This is a genomic window from Metabacillus mesotrionivorans, from assembly GCF_052171315.1.
Taxonomy (GTDB): domain Bacteria; phylum Bacillota; class Bacilli; order Bacillales; family Bacillaceae; genus Bacillus_P.
In genome coordinates this window covers 88,804-105,938 of the sequence record NZ_JBQMFF010000001.1, presented here as the reverse complement: position 1 = coordinate 105,938, position 17,135 = coordinate 88,804, and the positions used below count along the sequence as shown (strand labels likewise).

Genomic DNA, 17,135 nt, shown 5'->3' with positions numbered 1-17,135 from the left:
TATCACTCCTCTTATCCAGTATACCTGACAAAGGAACCGGCCTAAACTGATTTGCTTGCGCAAAGAAAATCAGCAAACCAGTCAACCGTTGCAATCAGTCCTTCTCGGGAAACTTTATGATCGGCGTTCGTATCGGCAATAAATTTCAGATACTCCGGTTTTGTCTCATAAGCAGATTGAATTTCCTTGAAAAATGTATACGTCGGGTCAAACGGCACCACATTGTCCTTTTTGCCATGCCAGAAAAGCAGCGGCCGTGATGCAAGCTTTTCTGTATGTAGGCTGAGATCATATTCCTGCAGGCTGAGAAAATGCTTCTCCAGCTCTTCATCTGTAAGAGGGACCTTCATGCCCATTTTTTGTACATATTGTATCTGCTGACGGGAAAACTGCTCATAATAAGGGCTGCCCATCAAGCTTGCTGCAGCTTTGATCCATTCGTACTGGGTCAGTGCCCCGAGAGTGACGATACCGCCCATCGATGTTCCGGCAACGCCTATGTTTTCAGGATCGATCAGACCGTTCTTTTCAAAATGATTCTTTATCAAATCAAGTTCCTTGATCTCATTTATTACAATGCTCCAAAATTGCATATTTAACTCCGTGCCCTGAAGTTTTCCGCTTCTTTCACCGTGGTGAAGAGCATCAGGGAGAGCAACGCGAATTCCTCTTTCCGCAAGAAGGTAGGCATAGTGAAGGTTGTGTTCCTTTGCGCTCGTAAACCCGTGGACAAACAGGACAAACGGCGTCTTTTTATTTTTATCCGCATCCCTCGCGATGTGCAGGACGGGAATACCGGCAATGTTCATTTTTTCAACAGTGATCATGAGGCATACCTCCTTTTTAAGACTTCTTTTCTGTTCTAAACATAAGTGTAACATGTAGACAATAATCTTGGAAAAAAGATACACTGTAAGGGGACTTTGTTTTTAAAGCCGTCCCTCCAATCATAAAATAAAGGAGCTTCTATGACGACACTACCTCATTTAATTGCACTCGATTTAGATGGTACTTTATTAAAGGATGATAAAACGATTTCCGACTACTCAAAAGAAATCTTAAAAAAAGCGAGAGAAGCGGGACATATCGTCTGCATCTCAACAGGCCGCCCATACAGAGCAAGCTCCATGTATTATGAAGAGCTCGAACTTGATACACCTATTGTCAATTTCAACGGGGCATTTGTCCATCACCCGAAAGACGATCAATGGGGAGCTTTTCACACTACGCTGGATGTGGAGACAGTCAAGCAGATTGTTGAAGTATGTGAAAAACACAACGTGAAAAATATTCTTGCCGAAGTGATCGATCATGTTTATTTTCACTATCATGACGAAAAATTACTCGATGTATTTACAATGAATACATCCGACATTACAGTGGGAGACCTCCGTAAAAATCTCGGCGATGATGTGACAAGTATTCTGATTCATGCATCAGAAGAAGAAGTGGACAACATCCGCACCTATTTGTCGGACGTTCATGCAGAGCTTGTTGACCACAGACGCTGGGCCGCTCCTTGGCATGTCATCGAATTAATCAAGCATGGCATAAACAAAGCTGTCGGACTGAAAAAAATTGCAGATTCTTATTCCATCCCTGCAGAGAGAATCATTGCATTTGGAGACGAAGACAACGACCTTGAAATGCTGGAATACGCAGGTCAGGGCGTGGCAATGGGAAATGCCATCCCGAAACTGAAAGAAGTTGCAAACCGCGAAACGAAGACAAACGAAGAAGACGGCATTGCCGTATATTTAAAAGACGCCCTATCTCTGTAAGGCGTCTTTTTTAGTGAAGTTTTCCATCCATAAAACGTCTCCTCATGAGACAAAATAATGAGGACGCATCAGCAGCGTCAACCATTCATTTTAGGGGGAATTTCGCATGAGCAGTAATAAATCTAAACGCTTTGTTCAGCAAGGTAAAGATTCCGTTTCGAAACATGATGAACGTTTCCCTTATCATACAACAATGGCTGAGTCAGAAGAGCGCAAAGCTCAAATGGCAGAAAAATCCTCTTTAGGAGGCTTTTAAATTATGGGCAACCAACTATTTCAGGCAGCGCGCAAAGCAGTCGAAAAAGCCGGAGAAGTTCTAACCGGCAAAATGGGTCATGACCATGGTCATGAACACCGTTCTGAAGAAAATCAGTACAGCTCGCAGCAAGGAGCTCAGCATAACGGGCCCCAAAGCTACGGCGCAAATCACAATGAACATCAAAGCTACAGTTCTCAGCATGGCGGGGCAGAGCAGCATGGCGGCGAAAGCGTAGACGCAGATTCTAAAGCGAAAGCCGAAAATGCACTTATGTCCGCATTTGCCAACGCTTCACCCGCAGAGCAAAAACAGCTCAGCGAGCTTCAGGATGAACTGAAGAACATGTAGGTATGATGTCGGTCCCCGGAATCTGTATTCCGGGGATTTTAAGTGATGAAACAAGAACAAATGCGCAAGCGCCAAGGCCCGCTCCGATAGTCAGATAAGAATCCGGCGGAAAAGTCCGGTTCCCGCCTTTTTTGTCGGATTTGTTCTGACAGAGGATCTAGGCGCTTCCGCTTGCCGATGATAACTTTGTTATGTTATCAACAGCCTTTTATTTTTTATAATTTTCTACAGAACAGAAAAAAGCTGCGGATAAACCGCAGCCGTTTTATTCTGAAACTTATTCTGAAACTGTAAAAGTTTTGACTTCCTGAAGAGGCTTGGCTCCTTCAGCTTTTCCGGCAAACTGGGCGGTCACCGTATAGTCTCCCGCCTGCAGGCTTCCTGCTGATTTCATGTCCCATGTCTCCTTGTAGGTTTTGCTTTCGCCAGGAGGAATTGTGACATACTGCAGCGCCTGAGTAAACATTTTGCCTTTTGAGTATTTGTAGACTTCTGCCCCGTTCGGATCGGTAATAATGATTTCATACTTTTGTCCGGACGAGAATTCAAAGTTTTTTTCTTCATCTGAGTTGTTTTTAACCGTCATGGTGATTTGGACAACACCTGATTCTTCTTTCGTTTCAACTGAAAGCTCGACATCTTTTTCTTCCATATCACCCGACACCTCTTCCGCTTGTTCTTTTTCTTCCGGCTGTTCAGCACTTTGGCCGCAGCCTGCAAGAATCAAAAAGCCCATAATGAACAAAAGTTTTTTCATTGCGCGTATCTCCTATTCTTTGCGGAAGAACCCAAAGATGCCTGTTGTCTGAAGAATGTTTGTAAATGCCTTTGGATCCACTTCCTTAATGATTTTTTCTAAATCATAAAGTTCATAGCGCGTAATCACGATCATCAGCATGTCCTTTTGTTCGTTAGTAAAGGCCCCTTTTGCAGGAACCATCGTGATGCCTCTTACCATTTTAGCATGAATTGCCTTTTTCAGGTCATCGGCTTTTTTCGTAATAATCATGGCTGTCAGTTTTTCATGACGGGTATGGATCGCATCGATGACCCTCGTTGATGCGTAGAGAGTGACAAGCGTATAGAGTGCTTTTTCCCATCCGTAAAGGAGACCGGCTGTAAAGATGATGATTCCGTTCAGAATGAAGAAATACGTTCCCACGGGCTTATCTTTCATGCGTGAGAGAATCATGGCAACAATATCAAGTCCTCCGGTTGATGCCCCGTACTTAAGCGTAATTCCGACTCCGATTGCTACGATCACGCCTCCGAATACTGCATTCAGCAGGATGTCTTCAGACAGCGGATAGAGCGGGACAATCGACAGAAAGAAGGTTGTCGCTGCGACGCTCAGCACACTGTAGAGCGTAAATGATTTCCCGACCTTCTGCCAGCCTAAAATCGCTACAGGGATATTCAGCAGGAGCAGCAGAACCCCGGTCGATATGTTGAGGGGCGTATATTCAATCAAAACGCTTGATAAAAGCTGGGCAATCCCTGTAAATCCGCTGGCATATACATCCGCCGGAATCATAAACAGGTTCAGGCCCACAGCGTTCAGCAGCGCTCCGAAAATCACAATTATTCCTTTTTTGACTTCTTCATAAACCATTTGCAGAAAATCCTCCCGGGCTATAAGATATTAATAGTATTTCTGATTTACCCTTTTTTCTTGCAGACCAATACAAATTATGTCTTTTCAGGGCTTTCGTTGTTCTTTACTTCTATTTGGCTAAGTGCTACTTTTACTATAAGAAATCATTCAAAATGAGACTATTCTCCCGTCAGTGGGAAAACTAATATGAAATGAGGTGTAAAAATGACTGTTCAAATTCTTGCAGACAGTGCAAGTGATCTGCCGCTTGAGTTTTACGAAGACAACGGAGTGACTCTTCTGCCTCTTGGTGTGCATATCGGTGACCATGATTACCGCGACCTTCTGACTATAACACCGAAGGAAGTTTACGATGCAATGAGAGAAGGGAAAGTTGCGAAAACAACGCAAATTTCTCCTCTGGATGTCAAAGAGATTTTTACCTCTCTTGCCCAAAAGAAAGTACCTGCTCTCTATGTAGCATTTTCTTCAGAGCTTTCAGGCACATACCAGACTGCAGTCATGATCGGCAATGAGGTAAAAGAAGAATATCCTGATTTTGAGCTTGCGATTATCGATTCAAAATGTGCTTCACTTGGCCTTGGCCTTGCTGTTAAATATGCAGCTGAACTCGCCGGTAAAGGAAAAACTCTACACGAAATTGAGGAGTCTGTAAAGGACTTCTGTCTTCATACTGAACACATTTTCACCGTCGACAACTTGGAGTATCTCGCTAGAGGCGGCCGCATAAGCAAAACGTCTGCATTTGTCGGCGGTCTGCTTAACATTAAGCCTCTTCTGCATGTTGAGGACGGAAAACTGATTCCTATTGAGAAAATCAGAGGAAGAAAAAAAGTATTCCGCCGTGTCATTGAACTTATGAAAGAACGCGGCACAGACTTAAGCAATCAGACAATCGCCATCAGCCATGGCGACGACATTGATTCCGCTAATGAAATTAAGTCCATGATCCAAACTGAATTCCAGCCGAAAGAAATTTACATCAACACGGTTGGCTGTTCCGTTGGAGCACACTCAGGCCCAGGCACGATCGCCATCTTTTTCTTAAACAAACAGATCTCATAATATTTTTCTTCTCGCAGGGCATCCTAAACTTATCATTTTTAAAGGAGTTTTGATGATGCCCCATACAAGCGATAACGACAAAAAAGCAAAAGACAACAACGCCAAGCAGCATGAAAAAAACATGATGCGTGAAAAAAGCCGCCAAAAAGGCGAACAACAATTTTCTAAGAAAACAGATCACTTGTAATCAGAAATGGAAACAGCAGCGGGAGAAGATCCGCTGCTGTTTTTTTATGTTAATTTAAATTGTGTTAACGTTTGTTTCAGATCATAGGTCAGCTTTCTCAGCTCTGAAACCCCTTCAGCCATCTTTTCAAAAGCAGCAAGCTGCTCAGCAGTTGAAGCTGAAATTTCTTCACTTCCCGCTGCTGTTTCCTCCACTACAGCGCTGATGCTCTCAACATTTTGCAGAACATTCCCGCCTAATGTTTTCGAGTGATTCACCCCTTCTTCAAGGCTAATCAATTCCAGTGTAATATTCTTCACTTTTTCATCAATCGCATGAAAAGCCTGTGTAGTGATGTTCATGCCCGACTTTTGCTTTTCTGCAAGGGAAACCCCTTTTGCTACAGATTCAGAAATGTTTGCAATGCCGGATTGCATCAGGCTTGCCATTTCAAAGATTTGGGAGGTGGCATTCGTAGATTCTTCTGCAAGCTTTCTGACTTCTGCTGCCACTACGGCAAATCCCTTTCCCGCTTCCCCTGCGCGCGCAGCCTCGATTGCTGCATTTAGCGCAAGAAGATTGGTCTGATCGGCAATGCCGGAGACGACCTTCGTCATATCTTCGATTTTCGTCATATATCCTAAAAATGTCTTCGTTGAGTCATTGATCAGGTTCATCATTACGCCATTTTCTTTCAGCAAATCGCTCTGGGTTCTGATTGCCCCCTGCCCCTCCTGAATGGCGCCTGCCGCTTCTTCGCCAAAAATGACAGACTTTTGGGAGCGTATGACGTTTTCGCTGAAGCCTGCATCCATCCGCTCAATTAGAGAAACGGCATCTTGAAGATCAGAGGAAATTGACTGGGATCCTGCGGACAGTTCATCTGTTGATAAAACGACCTGTCCGCTGATTTCACTTAAAACACGTGTTTCACTGTCAAGGGTTTCAGCAAATCCATCGACCTGTTTGCTTACAGTGTCAATAGAAAGGATCAGCCCTTTAAGCTGATTCACCATACTTGAAAACGAATCATTGAGCGCCCCGATTTCATCTTTCCCCTTATAGGTCAAAGCCTGCACAGCAAGATTCCCCTGTGCAATTGCCGCCGCCTGTTCTGACATGCTTTTTAAAGGCTTCGTAATTGACGATGTCATTCTGATCACAAGAACACTTGAAACAAGAATTAAAAGAGCCGTTCCAATGGCCGCTGACAAAATGACAAACTCGATCTGTCTTTTAACTTCTTCTTGAATAAAAGTATATCTGTCATGAACATGGAGATTTACAAAATAAATATCGTTTGAGATGCCATCCATTCTTACAGCCTGGCGTTTCACTTCTGCCTGATTTTTCTCTTCAAGTGCAGGCAGCGTTTTCTGCTTGAGCTCATCGAATTTGGCTGATGCCTTTCTTAAAGCAGCCTTCCCATTTTTATCCTGCAAGGTCTGATCCAGGCTGTCTAAAAGCTTTTCGGTCCGGTTCAGCGACTGCAGCGCCTCCTCTTTGTGCGCATCTGATAGAGAGAAGGCGAAATTGTTTAAGCTTTGTTTAGATGCGTTTAACTCCCCCTGCAGTTTTTCAACGTTCAAAAGCACAGGAACTTCATTCTGGTTTGTTTTTTGAATCATCAGCATGTTAAAGACGATAAAGCCAATCATAAAGGTAGCAAGTATGATAATGCCGACAGAATTGAACAATAATTTTTTCTTTAATGACACGGTGATCCTCCTAGTTGCTCTCTGCTAATTTTTGCTTCCATTGATCAAGCGTTTTCTGCTGCTGTTCCGTCAGGGTCAGGACACGGATTGGAGCCAGCTGAACTCCATTATCCTTCACACCAAGTTCAATATGCCCCTCAGGAAGCTCCTGTTTCTTTACATAATCTTTCAGAAGCTGAAAAATGCCAATATCCACATTTTTCATCATAGAGGTTACAACAGCCTTTTCCGCATAAAAATACTGATCGCTGTCCACACCAATCGCATATACTCCGCTGTCCTGCGCCGCTTTTAAAACACCGGCGCCAGTAAAACCGGCTGCTGCATAAAGAACATCTGCCTTTCTTTTAATCATGCTGTCTGCCATGACACCGCCCTTGATGTCATTGCCGAAATCATTTGCATACTCCGTGTAGATGACAATCTCAGGCTTGATCGTTCTTGCCCCTTCTGCAAATCCGTCTGCGAACTTATTTATAAGCGGAACATCAGCGCCGCCGATAAAACCGATCGTATTTGTTTTAGAAGCCATCGCTGCAACAACCCCGGCAAGAAAGCTCCCTTCATCCTCTTTAAACGTAACTGAGGTAATATTCTCAGCCTCAGAAACCGCATCAATCAGCAAAAACTTCTGTTCCGGATACTTCTTTGCCGCTTTTTCCAAATCTTCCTGAACCATAAACCCAAGTCCAACGACAAGATCATTGCCCTCTTCAACAAGCTCAGTAATCCCTTTTTCATAAGTGTCCGTTTTTTCAAGCTCCCGGTAATCAAACAAAATGCCAAGTTCATCACGGGATTTCATCAGGCCCGCAAACGCAGAGTCACTGAACGACTGATCCCCAAGCCCCACATCCGAGAGCATGATCCCTACTTTTATTTTTTGATCCGCACTGCTGACTGCCTCATTCTTCCCGCACCCGGCGGCAAACAGCATACAGGACGCGACTATGATCAGAATTTTTTTCATTGATGTCTCTCTCCTTAAAAAGTTCTACTAGGAGGTTATCGACGGATTTGGGGGAAAGTTTATTTTTGGGGGGAGGGGGATTTTAGTGGGACCATCAAGCGGTGGAATTTTTGATTTGGTGGCACTTATCTCAGAGTTGAGAACCATCAAGCGGTTGGATTACTGTTTTGATGGCACTTATCTCTGAGTTCAGAACCACCAAACGGAGGATTTTTTGTTTTGGTGGTACTTATCTCAGAGTTGGGAACCATCAAGACCCTGGATTTCTGTCTTGATGGCACTTATCTCTGAGTTCGGAACCACCAAACGGAGGATTTTTTGTTTTGGTGGTACTTACCTCAGAGTTGGGAACCATCAAGACCCTGGATTTCTGTCTTGATGGCACTTATCTCTGAGTTCGGAACCATCAAGACGTGTGATTTCTGTCTTGATGGCACTTATCTATGAGTTCGGAACCACCAAACGGAGGATTTTCTGTTTTGGTGGCACTTATCGATGAGATCTGAACCACCACACAGAAAAATTCCTCTCTTGATAGCACTTATCGATGAAATCGGAACCACCAAACAGAAAAATTCCTCTCTTGATAGCACTTATCGATGAAATCGGAACCACCAAACAGAAAAATTCCTCTCTTGATAGCACTTATCGATGAAATCGGAACCACCAAACAGAAAAATTCCTCTCTTGATAGCACTTATCGATGAAATCGGAACCACCAAACAGAAAAATTCCTCTCTTGATAGCACTTATCGATGAAATCGGAACCACCAAACAGTAAAATTCCTTTCTTGATAGCACTTATTGATGAGATCGGAACCACCAAACAGAAAAATTCCTTTCTTGAAGGCACTTATCTCTAAGTTAGGACCTATCATTCAGAAATATCTTTTTTTTCAATGGCACTAATTTTATTTATCTACAAAGTGAGAAGACCTTCCGCGCCCTATATGTTCAAAATGTGCGTACAGAATTTTTCTTATTGTCTTTTTTGATAAAACAAGGTTACACCATTCATGAATTTGACCTGTAGTGATTCTCTTTTCCGGAAAAAGAAGCCTGAATTCACCTATTGCCCGTAATACTGCAGGAAGAAGCGGTTCGGTTGTTTTACAATTTGAGCATATAAAATTTCTGTTGTTAAAGAGAGTATACAGCAATAGGCATTGGGGACATATAATGCCTTTTTCCAGCCCTTCATACCCATACTCCGGCAGCTTCAAAAACGGATATTCTTCCACGTGCGATTCCAGAAGTTTTTTGGCGAGCATGTCATGAAAGGCAGTTAATCTGCCCCGCTTATGATTGAGTTTTTCTGCAAAACGGTTCAGCTGGGGGTGATAAATGATGGGTTGGTCCATTGGAGCATTGTAGAGGTGAAAGCGGTGGTTTACAAAGACGACAAATGGTTCGAGGGGAAACTTGATGCTTTGATCCTGGAGGAGCCGAGTGAGCAAGGCTTCACTTCTTTTGAGCTGAAGCAGGGGGTTTTTCATTTCTTTTTTGGCCGGGGTCGACCATCTTTCTCCTTCTGCGAAGTAATCACCTTCCGAGTTTTTAACATTGAACACGTACATTTTATCAGCCTTTAAAAATATGGAATCAATTTGTACGAATGATCCGCTGATTTCAAAGAGCAAATCGCTTAATACTATACCCTTCCCTCCATTCTCCTTGAGCCACTGCTCAAAATACTTTTCTCCCTGGAACCCTTTTTCAAGCTGCCCCAAGCAGATGAGAGCTTCTTCATCCAAAACGGATCTGGCGTTCAAGCTCCGGTAAACAAGCAATTCCCGGTTTTCCTTTAAGTCCTTCAACTAATAAACATCCCCTTTCGTTTTTATCAGATCCATCAATTCCTCATTCATTTTTTCAGTTCCATAAATCAATTCCCCTTCCTTACTTCGGATCAATCACCACCTGCCCTTCCTTCTTTACACATCCATCATAAAACAATCCCCTTCTCCCGGCAAAAACCCAAAATCAAATTTTCCCCATAAAAAAACAGCAAACGCATAGGCGCTTACTGTTGTTCTTTTTTAAAATAGGTCCAGCCGTCTTCCTGATAAACCTTCCCTGCTTTCATGAGTGAGCCGAGCGCACGCTTGAATGCCCCTTTGCTCATGTTGAAGCGTTCTTTAATGTCATCGGGATCGCTCTTGTCAAAGAAGGGCATGGCTCCTCCTCTTTCTTCCATGTAATCACAGATCACTTGTGCATCCTCATCCAATGCCTCATGTTTGAACGGAAGGAGAGAAACGTTAAGGGTTCCGTCTTCCTTCACATCAACAACGCGTCCTGTTACAAGCTCGCCAAGACGCGGCTCTCTTTTGCGCTGGGAGGAGTGGATGAATCCTTTGTAGCCTTCTTCAGTTATGATGAAAGAACCGGCAATAATGATTCGGTAGACTCTGCCTGTAACGGTCTGATTGTTCCGGACTCCTGCAGCCGGGACGATGTTTTCCTGCATGACATCTTCCGTTGCAAGCTTTGTGAAAAATCTTCCGTTTTTCGTCACTTTCAGGGAACAGTAGAGCTTGTCGCCTTCTATTGGCCATACACTGACGTAGGCCGGTAGAATATCATTGTCGACAAGCGCATCTTTTGAAAGGCCAATGTCGACGAATGCCCCCATGTCTTCCCTGACACTGACTACATCTACCCATCCGAACCGGTCTTCTGATATCGTCGGCTTTTTCATTGTTGCAGCGAGACGGTCTTCATGGTCCACAATCAGGTACACCTCAACCTCGTCCAATTCTTCAATCGGTTCAGTGATTTCCGTTTTGTGAAGCAGTACTCGGCTTTCTCCATCTGTTAAATAATATCCGTAATCTACTTTTTCATCTATTTTAAGCGTCATAAACGTTCCGGGATTCATGTGTTCGTTCCTTCCTTTGCAGCTGAACTGCCGTTAGTTGTTATATCATGTACATTCTACTATAATCTAAAGATAATACAAACTTTTGGGAGGATTCTTATGGCCAAGGACAGTTCGTTTGATATTGTGTCGAAGGTGGATATGCCTGAGGTAACAAATGCCATCACGATGACGATGAAAGAAATCGGCACACGCTATGATTTTAAAGGAAGCAAAAGCAGCATTACGCTCGAAAAAGAGGAGCTTGTTTTAGTTTCTGATGATGAATTCAAAATGGATCAGCTGAAGGATGTGTTCATTTCAAAGCTGATCAAGCGCAATGTGGCAACGCGCAATATTGATTACGGAAAAATTGAAGGCGCATCAGGCGGCACCATCCGCCAGCGTGCAAAGCTTGTCCAGGGAATTGATAAGGACAATGCGAAAAAAATTAATGCGATCATAAAAAATGCAGGACTTAAAGTGAAAACGCAGGTTCAGGATGATCAGGTCCGCGTTACTGGCAAAAGCAAAGACGACCTGCAGCAGGTGATTGCAGCTGTCCGCGGAGCGGATCTGCCGATCGATGTTCAGTTCATTAATTTCAGATAAATGCTCGGACTCAGCAGTTTTTCCTGCTGGGTCTTTTTTATCCGGGCTGGGGCAAGAATTCCTCATCAATTCAGAAAACTTTTACTTTTCGCACTTGAATCTCCCGAAAAAAACATGTAAATTAGATATAATATCATTTAGCCAATTTCATATTTTTGATTCTTATCTAGAGAAGCTGAGGGACTGGCCCGTCGAAGCTTCAGCAACCTGGCGTAATCCAAGGTGCTAATTCCAGCGATGCATCCATCGGACGATAAGAAGAAGTCATGCATACTCAAAAGTCTTCTTCTTGGAAGGCTTTTTTCTTTTTCCCATTATCAGCTGTATTTTAGGAGGTTTATAGCTTTGGCACTTTTAACAGATTTGCAGACAAAAATTCTGATCGGGGACGGAGCAATGGGCACCTTGCTTTATTCCCACGGTGTGGACCGGTGTTTTGAAGAACTGAACCTGTCAAAACCGGATGACATTCTGAATGTTCATAAGGCGTATCTTAATGCCGGAGCTGATGTCATTCAGACAAATACGTACGGGGCCAATTATATCAAGCTGTCAAGATACGGGCTTGAAGATGAGGTGCGCGCCATTAACCGCAAGGCTGTGCAGATTGCAAAGCAAGCTGCGGAAGGCACCTCTGCCTATGTCCTCGGAACAATCGGCGGGGTCCGGGCTTTTAAAAAAGGTTCCTATTCCCTTGAGGACCTGCGGCGAAATTTCAGAGAGCAGCTCTATCTTCTGCTGAACGAAGAACCGGACGGCCTCCTGCTAGAAACGTATTATGATCTTGAAGAAATGAGGACGGTTCTTGAGATTGCCAGGAAAGAAACAGACTTGCCGATTATAACAAACATTTCCCTTCATGAAATCGGCGTTCTTCAGGACGGCACTCCTCTTTCTGACGGCCTGTCTCAGCTTGAGGAACTCGGGGCGAATGTTGTCGGGCTGAACTGCAGGCTTGGGCCTTATCATATGCTCTCATCTCTGGAAGAAGTTCCTCTTCCCGAAAAGGCATTCCTGTCTGTTTATCCGAACAGCAGCCTCCCGACCATTGAGGAAGGCAGACTTGTTTACGGATCCGGTGAAAAATACTTCGCTGAAAGTGCACTTGCTTTTAGAAATCAGGGTGCGAGATTAATAGGAGGCTGCTGCGGAACGACTCCTGATCATATTAGGGCGATGGCTTCTGCACTTAAAGGACTGCCTCCGGTGACTGAAAAGAAGGTGAAAGCTAGGAAAGAAGAAATCTCCATTGCCTCCGCTGCCGAGAGAAAGTATCCTCCGCTTCAGGATATCGTAAAAGAAAAACGCTCCATCATTGTGGAGCTTGACCCGCCGAAGAAGCTCGGGATTGATAAATTTTTAAAAGGAGCAAAGGCCCTGCAGGAGGCTGGAATCGATGCCTTAACACTTGCGGATAATTCCCTTGCTTCACCAAGAATCAGCAATGCCGCGATGGGGTCCATCGTTCAGCAGACCCATGGCCTTCGCTCGCTGATCCATATTACGTGCCGTGACCGGAATTTAATCGGCCTGCAGTCACATTTAATGGGGCTCCACACTCTTGGCTTAACAGATGTTCTAGCCATAACCGGAGATCCGTCCAAAATCGGGGATTTCCCGGGGGCAACTTCTGTTTATGACCTTTCTTCCTTTGATTTGATCAGTCTGATTAAGCAGTTTAATGACGGGCTTTCTTACTCAGGAAAGCCGCTTGGCGAAAAAACGAACTTCTCAGTTGCCGCCGCTTTCAACCCGAATGTGAAGTATCTTGATAAAGCCGTCAAAAGGCTTGAGAAAAAAATCGCCTGCGGAGCTGATTATTTTATCTCCCAGCCGATTTATTCCGAAAAACAGCTGCTTGATGTTTATGAAGAAACAAAACACTTAACCGTACCAATCTACATCGGCATTATGCCGCTCACAAGCAGCCGGAATGCCGAATTTATTCATAATGAGATACCGGGCATTACCCTGTCTGACAGCATCCGCGAAAAAATGGCCAATGCCGGAGATGACAAGGAAAAATCGTATCAGGAGGGTCTGGCCATTGCCAAAAACCTGATTGATGCTGCATTTAATCTGTTCAACGGAATTTACTTGATCACGCCGTTTTTGAATTATGAACTGACCGTGGAACTAACGAACTATATTCATAAAAAAGAGTCTGAGGCCACCGAAAGGAAGATTACGCATGTCTGATATAAAAAAACAGCTTGAGAAAAAAATCCTCGTTCTGGACGGAGCGATGGGCACCATGATTCAGGACGCCAATCTTTCTGCAGATGACTTCGGCGGAGAAGCCTATGAAGGATGCAACGAATATTTGACTATAACTGCACCTGAGGTCATTCAATCGATCCATGAAGCTTATCTTGAAGCAAAAGCAGATATTATTGAGACAAATACGTTCGGAGCTACCAAAATCGTTCTGGATGAATACGATCTTGGGCACCTTGCTTTCGAACTGAATAAAAAAGCAGCTGAAATTGCAAAAAGAGCTGCTGAAATATACTCAACACCTGAATGGCCCCGCTTTGTAGCAGGCTCAATGGGACCGACTACAAAAACGCTCTCTGTTACGGGAGGAGCCACATTTGAAGAACTGATCGAGAACTATGAAGAACAGACACTGGGACTGCTTGCAGGCGGAGCCGATCTGCTTCTTCTTGAAACGAGCCAGGACCTGCTGAATGTAAAAGCCGGCTTTTTAGGCATTAAGCGTGCCTTTGAGAAGACTGGAAAAGAAATCCCGCTTATGGTATCAGGGACGATTGAACCGATGGGCACGACCCTTGCCGGCCAGGACATTGAAGCCTTCTTTATTTCCCTTGAACATATGCAGCCACTATCTGTCGGCCTGAACTGTGCGACAGGGCCTGAGTTTATGACAGACCATATCAGGACGCTGTCGGGAATGGCTCATACAGCAGTCAGCTGTTACCCGAACGCCGGCCTTCCTGATGAGGAAGGAAAATACCATGAATCACCGCGTTCGCTTGCGCAGAAAGTGAAAGGTTTTGCAGAACAGGGCTGGCTCAATATCGTCGGCGGCTGCTGCGGAACCACACCCGCACATATCACGGCTATCGCAGATGCAGTCAGCGAACTGAATCCGCGCACCGTCCCGGAACGTGATCCGGCACATACCGTTTCCGGTATTGATCCGCTTATTTATGACGACTCCATGAGACCCCTGTTTGTCGGGGAACGGACAAATGTCATTGGATCAAGAAAATTCAAGCGCCTGATTGCCGAGGGGAAATTTGAAGAAGCATCTGAAATTGCGAGAGCACAGGTTAAAAACGGAGCACATGTCATTGATATTTGTCTTGCAGACCCTGACCGCGATGAACTTGAGGATATGGAAGCATTCATAAAAGAAGTGACCAAAAAAGTAAAGGCGCCGCTTGTCATCGATTCAACCGATGAATCTGTCATTGAAAAAGCACTATCTTATTCCCAGGGAAAAGTCATCATCAACTCGATTAACCTCGAAGACGGCGAAGAGCGCTTTGATGCAGTTGTTCCGCTGATTCATAAATATGGTGCCGCTGTTGTTGTCGGAACCATAGACGAAAAGGGCATGGCTCTTACAGCTGAGGAAAAGCTTGATATTGCGGTCCGTTCGTTTGAACTGCTTACTGAAAAGCACGGCCTGAGTCCGTCAGATATTATTTTTGATCCCCTCGTTTTCCCTGTCGGCACAGGAGACGAGCAGTATATTGGTTCTGCTGAAGAAACCATTAAAGGCATCCGCCTGATCAAAGAGCGACTTCCGGAATGTCTGACCATGCTAGGTGTCAGCAACGTATCCTTCGGTCTCCCGCCTGTCGGACGCGAAGTGCTGAATGCCGTTTACCTTTATCACTGTACACAGGCAGGTCTCGACTATGCGATTGTCAACACGGAAAAACTTGAGCGTTTCGCATCCATTCCGAAAGAAGAAGTAGAAATGGCAGAGACTCTTCTTTTTAACACAAATGACGAAACACTGGCCGCTTTTACAAATCACTATCGCGGGAAGAAAAAAACATCCAAAAAACCTGTACAGTCCCTTCCGCTTGAGCAGCGTCTCGCCCAATATGTTGTTGAGGGGACAAAAGAAGGACTCATTTCAGACCTTGAAATAGCCCTTAAGGAATATGATGCTCCTCTCGATATTATTAACGGTCCACTAATGAGCGGAATGGCTGAAGTCGGAGAGCTTTTCAATACAAACCAGCTGATCGTCGCCGAAGTTCTTCAAAGTGCAGAAGTAATGAAGGCTTCCGTCTCCTTTTTAGAGCAGTATATGGAGAAAAAGGATGACAGCGGAAAAGGAAAAATCCTGCTTGCAACGGTTAAAGGCGATGTGCATGATATCGGGAAAAACCTTGTGGATATTATCCTGAGCAACAATGGCTACAAAGTAGTGGATCTCGGAATTAAAGTGACCCCTCAGGATTTAATCGCAGCTGTCAGAAAAGAAAAACCGGATATTGTCGGACTTTCAGGCCTGCTTGTTAAGTCAGCCCAACAAATGGTCCTGACCGCACAGGATCTGCGTGAAGCTGATATTTCGGTTCCAATCCTGGTCGGCGGCGCTGCCCTTTCCAGAAAGTTTGCGGACGGAAAAATTGCTCCGCAATACAGCGGCCCGGTGGTGTATGCCAAGGATGCGATGGACGGCCTTTCACTTGCAAACCGGATCCGCGTCGACCCGGCCCAGTTTAAAAAGAAAAAAGTGCAATCTGAACGGTTTTCTGAAAAGAAACCGACTGCCGCAGTGACAGAGCTGCTTGAAAAAAGAGCAGAGCTTGCACCGTCCCCTGTTTTTGTGCCTGAGGACTGTAGACGCCATATCATCAAAGATTTCAATTTGCAGCACCTCATCCCTTATATCAACATGCAGATGCTGATCGGCCATCACCTCGGCCTCAAGGGAAAAGTAAAAGAAATGCTGAAAAACAATGATCCAAAAGCTGTTGCTCTCAAAGAAACCATTGATGAGCTCCTGAAGCAGGGAGAGGCGGAAAAATGGTTTGAACCTGCTGCAGTTTATCAGTTCTTCCCTGCTGTATCGGAGGGGAATTCTCTGCACATTCTGGATCCTGAAACAGAAGAAAAACGGCAGACCTTTGACTTTCCAAGGCAATCCAAGCTGCCGCACCGCTGCATTTCAGACTATGTTCGTCCGGACGGCGGAAAGAGAGACTATGTATCCTTCTTTGCTGTTACGGCAGGAAAGAAAGTAAGAGAGATTGCAAACCGCTTCAAGGAACAGGGCGACTATTTGAAAAGCCATGTCGTTCAGGCCCTTGCCCTTGAACTAGCCGAAGGTCTCGCCGAGCGGACGCACCAGCTGATCCGCGATCAGTGGGGCTTCCCAGATCCGCCGGACTTTACAATGGATCAGCGTTTTTCAGCCAAGTATCAAGGCCAGCGGTTCTCTTTCGGCTATCCGGCGTGCCCGAACCTTGATGACCAGGCCAAATTATTTGATCTGATAAGGCCTGAAGACATCGGAGTGAATCTGACAGAGGGCTTTATGATGGAACCTGAAGCATCTGTTACGGCCATAGTCGTTGCCCATCCTGAAGCACGGTATTTCAACGTTTTGAACTGAGACTTCTGTCTCAGTTTTTTTTTTGCACAAAATCAGGTGTTTTATTAGAGACTGACAGGGAATATAAACAGCATATCCAACATACTTATCGGATTTTTCACCATACTAAATGTGATTAAAACCTGGAGGGATTGTA

Annotated in this window: 15 protein-coding genes and 1 riboswitch; of the genes, 8 read left to right on the top strand and 7 right to left on the bottom strand. The window is 44.6% G+C overall.

Features of this window, described 5'->3' with window-relative positions; translation table 11 throughout:
* Positions 1 to 41 precede the first annotated feature (41 nt).
* Positions 42 to 827, bottom strand: coding sequence for an alpha/beta fold hydrolase (locus tag ACTSEZ_RS00425; protein ID WP_369732191.1), 786 nt, complete (start codon positions 825 to 827; stop codon positions 42 to 44).
* 141 nt (positions 828 to 968) lie between these two features.
* Between ACTSEZ_RS00425 and ACTSEZ_RS00420 the strand changes: the two genes are divergently transcribed.
* The 3 genes from ACTSEZ_RS00420 to ACTSEZ_RS00410 all read left to right on the top strand — a co-directional run bounded on the left by ACTSEZ_RS00420 (position 969) and on the right by ACTSEZ_RS00410 (position 2,388).
* Positions 969 to 1,781 carry a Cof-type HAD-IIB family hydrolase gene (locus tag ACTSEZ_RS00420; RefSeq protein WP_369732190.1) on the top strand — a complete coding sequence of 271 codons (813 nt, stop codon included), beginning with the start codon at positions 969 to 971 and terminating at the stop codon, positions 1,779 to 1,781.
* Between the two features lie 106 nt (positions 1,782 to 1,887).
* Positions 1,888 to 2,037 (top strand): hypothetical protein, encoded by a 150-nt coding sequence (locus tag ACTSEZ_RS00415; protein ID WP_168713755.1) that lies wholly within the window; start codon positions 1,888 to 1,890, stop codon positions 2,035 to 2,037.
* A 3-nt stretch (positions 2,038 to 2,040) separates the two neighbouring features.
* Entirely contained in the window at positions 2,041 to 2,388 is a 348-nt protein-coding gene (locus ACTSEZ_RS00410) for a DUF3813 domain-containing protein (protein ID WP_369732189.1), read from the top strand.
* 277 nt (positions 2,389 to 2,665) lie between these two features.
* Here the strand turns inward: ACTSEZ_RS00410 and ACTSEZ_RS00405 are convergent, their stop codons facing one another.
* Both ACTSEZ_RS00405 and ACTSEZ_RS00400 read right to left on the bottom strand, forming a co-directional pair.
* Entirely contained in the window at positions 2,666 to 3,145 is a 480-nt protein-coding gene (locus tag ACTSEZ_RS00405; RefSeq protein ID WP_369732188.1) for a BsuPI-related putative proteinase inhibitor, read from the bottom strand.
* Between the two features lie 12 nt (positions 3,146 to 3,157).
* Complete coding sequence (locus tag ACTSEZ_RS00400) at positions 3,158 to 4,000, bottom strand: YitT family protein (protein ID WP_029282694.1); 843 nt, start codon at positions 3,998 to 4,000, stop codon at positions 3,158 to 3,160.
* A gap of 207 nt (positions 4,001 to 4,207) precedes the next feature.
* On the opposite strand from ACTSEZ_RS00400, the gene ACTSEZ_RS00395 reads away from it, so the two are divergent.
* Together ACTSEZ_RS00395 and ACTSEZ_RS00390 are read left to right on the top strand one after the other, a co-directional pair.
* Positions 4,208 to 5,068: a DegV family protein gene (locus ACTSEZ_RS00395; protein ID WP_369732187.1), complete on the top strand. Its 861-nt coding sequence runs from the start codon at positions 4,208 to 4,210 to the stop codon at positions 5,066 to 5,068.
* Positions 5,069 to 5,123: 55 nt separating this feature from the next.
* Positions 5,124 to 5,255 carry a DUF3941 domain-containing protein gene (locus ACTSEZ_RS00390; protein ID WP_369732185.1) on the top strand — a complete coding sequence of 44 codons (132 nt, stop codon included), beginning with the start codon at positions 5,124 to 5,126 and terminating at the stop codon, positions 5,253 to 5,255.
* 44 nt (positions 5,256 to 5,299) lie between these two features.
* Here ACTSEZ_RS00390 and ACTSEZ_RS00385 read toward each other — a convergent pair whose 3' ends face one another.
* The 4 genes from ACTSEZ_RS00385 to ACTSEZ_RS00370 form a co-directional block, all read right to left on the bottom strand.
* Positions 5,300 to 6,952, bottom strand: a complete 1,653-nt coding sequence (locus ACTSEZ_RS00385; RefSeq protein WP_369732184.1) for a methyl-accepting chemotaxis protein — start codon at positions 6,950 to 6,952, stop codon at positions 5,300 to 5,302.
* Between the two features lie 10 nt (positions 6,953 to 6,962).
* A complete protein-coding gene (locus ACTSEZ_RS00380) occupies positions 6,963 to 7,922 on the bottom strand; it encodes a BMP family lipoprotein (RefSeq protein ID WP_369732183.1) in 960 nt (319 codons plus the stop codon).
* Positions 7,923 to 8,833: 911 nt separating this feature from the next.
* On the bottom strand, positions 8,834 to 9,739 hold the full coding sequence (locus tag ACTSEZ_RS00375) for a nuclease-related domain-containing protein (RefSeq protein ID WP_369732182.1): 906 nt from the start codon (positions 9,737 to 9,739) through the stop codon (positions 8,834 to 8,836).
* Between the two features lie 206 nt (positions 9,740 to 9,945).
* Positions 9,946 to 10,803, bottom strand: a complete 858-nt coding sequence (locus ACTSEZ_RS00370; RefSeq protein ID WP_369732181.1) for a CvfB family protein — start codon at positions 10,801 to 10,803, stop codon at positions 9,946 to 9,948.
* Positions 10,804 to 10,902: 99 nt separating this feature from the next.
* Between ACTSEZ_RS00370 and ACTSEZ_RS00365 the strand changes: the two genes are divergently transcribed.
* The 3 genes from ACTSEZ_RS00365 (at position 10,903) to metH (ending at position 16,999) form a co-directional block, all read left to right on the top strand.
* The gene (locus ACTSEZ_RS00365; protein ID WP_029282708.1) at positions 10,903 to 11,394 is read left to right on the top strand and encodes a YajQ family cyclic di-GMP-binding protein; all 492 of its coding nucleotides are present in this window, start codon (positions 10,903 to 10,905) and stop codon (positions 11,392 to 11,394) included.
* A gap of 159 nt (positions 11,395 to 11,553) precedes the next feature.
* Positions 11,554 to 11,654: riboswitch (SAM riboswitch) on the top strand.
* Between the two features lie 85 nt (positions 11,655 to 11,739).
* The gene (locus ACTSEZ_RS00360) at positions 11,740 to 13,593 is read left to right on the top strand and encodes a bifunctional homocysteine S-methyltransferase/methylenetetrahydrofolate reductase (protein ID WP_369732180.1); all 1,854 of its coding nucleotides are present in this window, start codon (positions 11,740 to 11,742) and stop codon (positions 13,591 to 13,593) included.
* Positions 13,586 to 16,999, top strand: a complete 3,414-nt coding sequence (gene metH / locus ACTSEZ_RS00355; RefSeq protein WP_369732179.1) for a methionine synthase — start codon at positions 13,586 to 13,588, stop codon at positions 16,997 to 16,999. The genes ACTSEZ_RS00360 and metH overlap by 8 nt, the downstream gene beginning before the upstream one ends.
* Positions 17,000 to 17,135 lie beyond the last annotated feature (136 nt).

Bases quoted from the DNA above. Each gene is read 5' to 3' on its own strand.
- ACTSEZ_RS00425 (WP_369732191.1), bottom strand. From the start codon at position 827: ATGATCACTGTTGAAAAAATGAACATTGCCGGTATTCCCGTCCTGCAC.
- ACTSEZ_RS00420 (WP_369732190.1), top strand. From the start codon at position 969: ATGACGACACTACCTCATTTAATTGCACTCGATTTAGATGGTACTTTA.
- ACTSEZ_RS00415 (WP_168713755.1), top strand. From the start codon at position 1,888: ATGAGCAGTAATAAATCTAAACGCTTTGTTCAGCAAGGTAAAGATTCC.
- ACTSEZ_RS00410 (WP_369732189.1), top strand. From the start codon at position 2,041: ATGGGCAACCAACTATTTCAGGCAGCGCGCAAAGCAGTCGAAAAAGCC.
- ACTSEZ_RS00405 (WP_369732188.1), bottom strand. From the start codon at position 3,145: ATGAAAAAACTTTTGTTCATTATGGGCTTTTTGATTCTTGCAGGCTGC.
- ACTSEZ_RS00400 (WP_029282694.1), bottom strand. From the start codon at position 4,000: ATGGTTTATGAAGAAGTCAAAAAAGGAATAATTGTGATTTTCGGAGCG.
- ACTSEZ_RS00395 (WP_369732187.1), top strand. From the start codon at position 4,208: ATGACTGTTCAAATTCTTGCAGACAGTGCAAGTGATCTGCCGCTTGAG.
- ACTSEZ_RS00390 (WP_369732185.1), top strand. From the start codon at position 5,124: ATGCCCCATACAAGCGATAACGACAAAAAAGCAAAAGACAACAACGCC.
- ACTSEZ_RS00380 (WP_369732183.1), bottom strand. From the start codon at position 7,922: ATGAAAAAAATTCTGATCATAGTCGCGTCCTGTATGCTGTTTGCCGCC.
- ACTSEZ_RS00370 (WP_369732181.1), bottom strand. From the start codon at position 10,803: ATGAATCCCGGAACGTTTATGACGCTTAAAATAGATGAAAAAGTAGAT.
- ACTSEZ_RS00365 (WP_029282708.1), top strand. From the start codon at position 10,903: ATGGCCAAGGACAGTTCGTTTGATATTGTGTCGAAGGTGGATATGCCT.
- metH (WP_369732179.1), top strand. From the start codon at position 13,586: ATGTCTGATATAAAAAAACAGCTTGAGAAAAAAATCCTCGTTCTGGAC.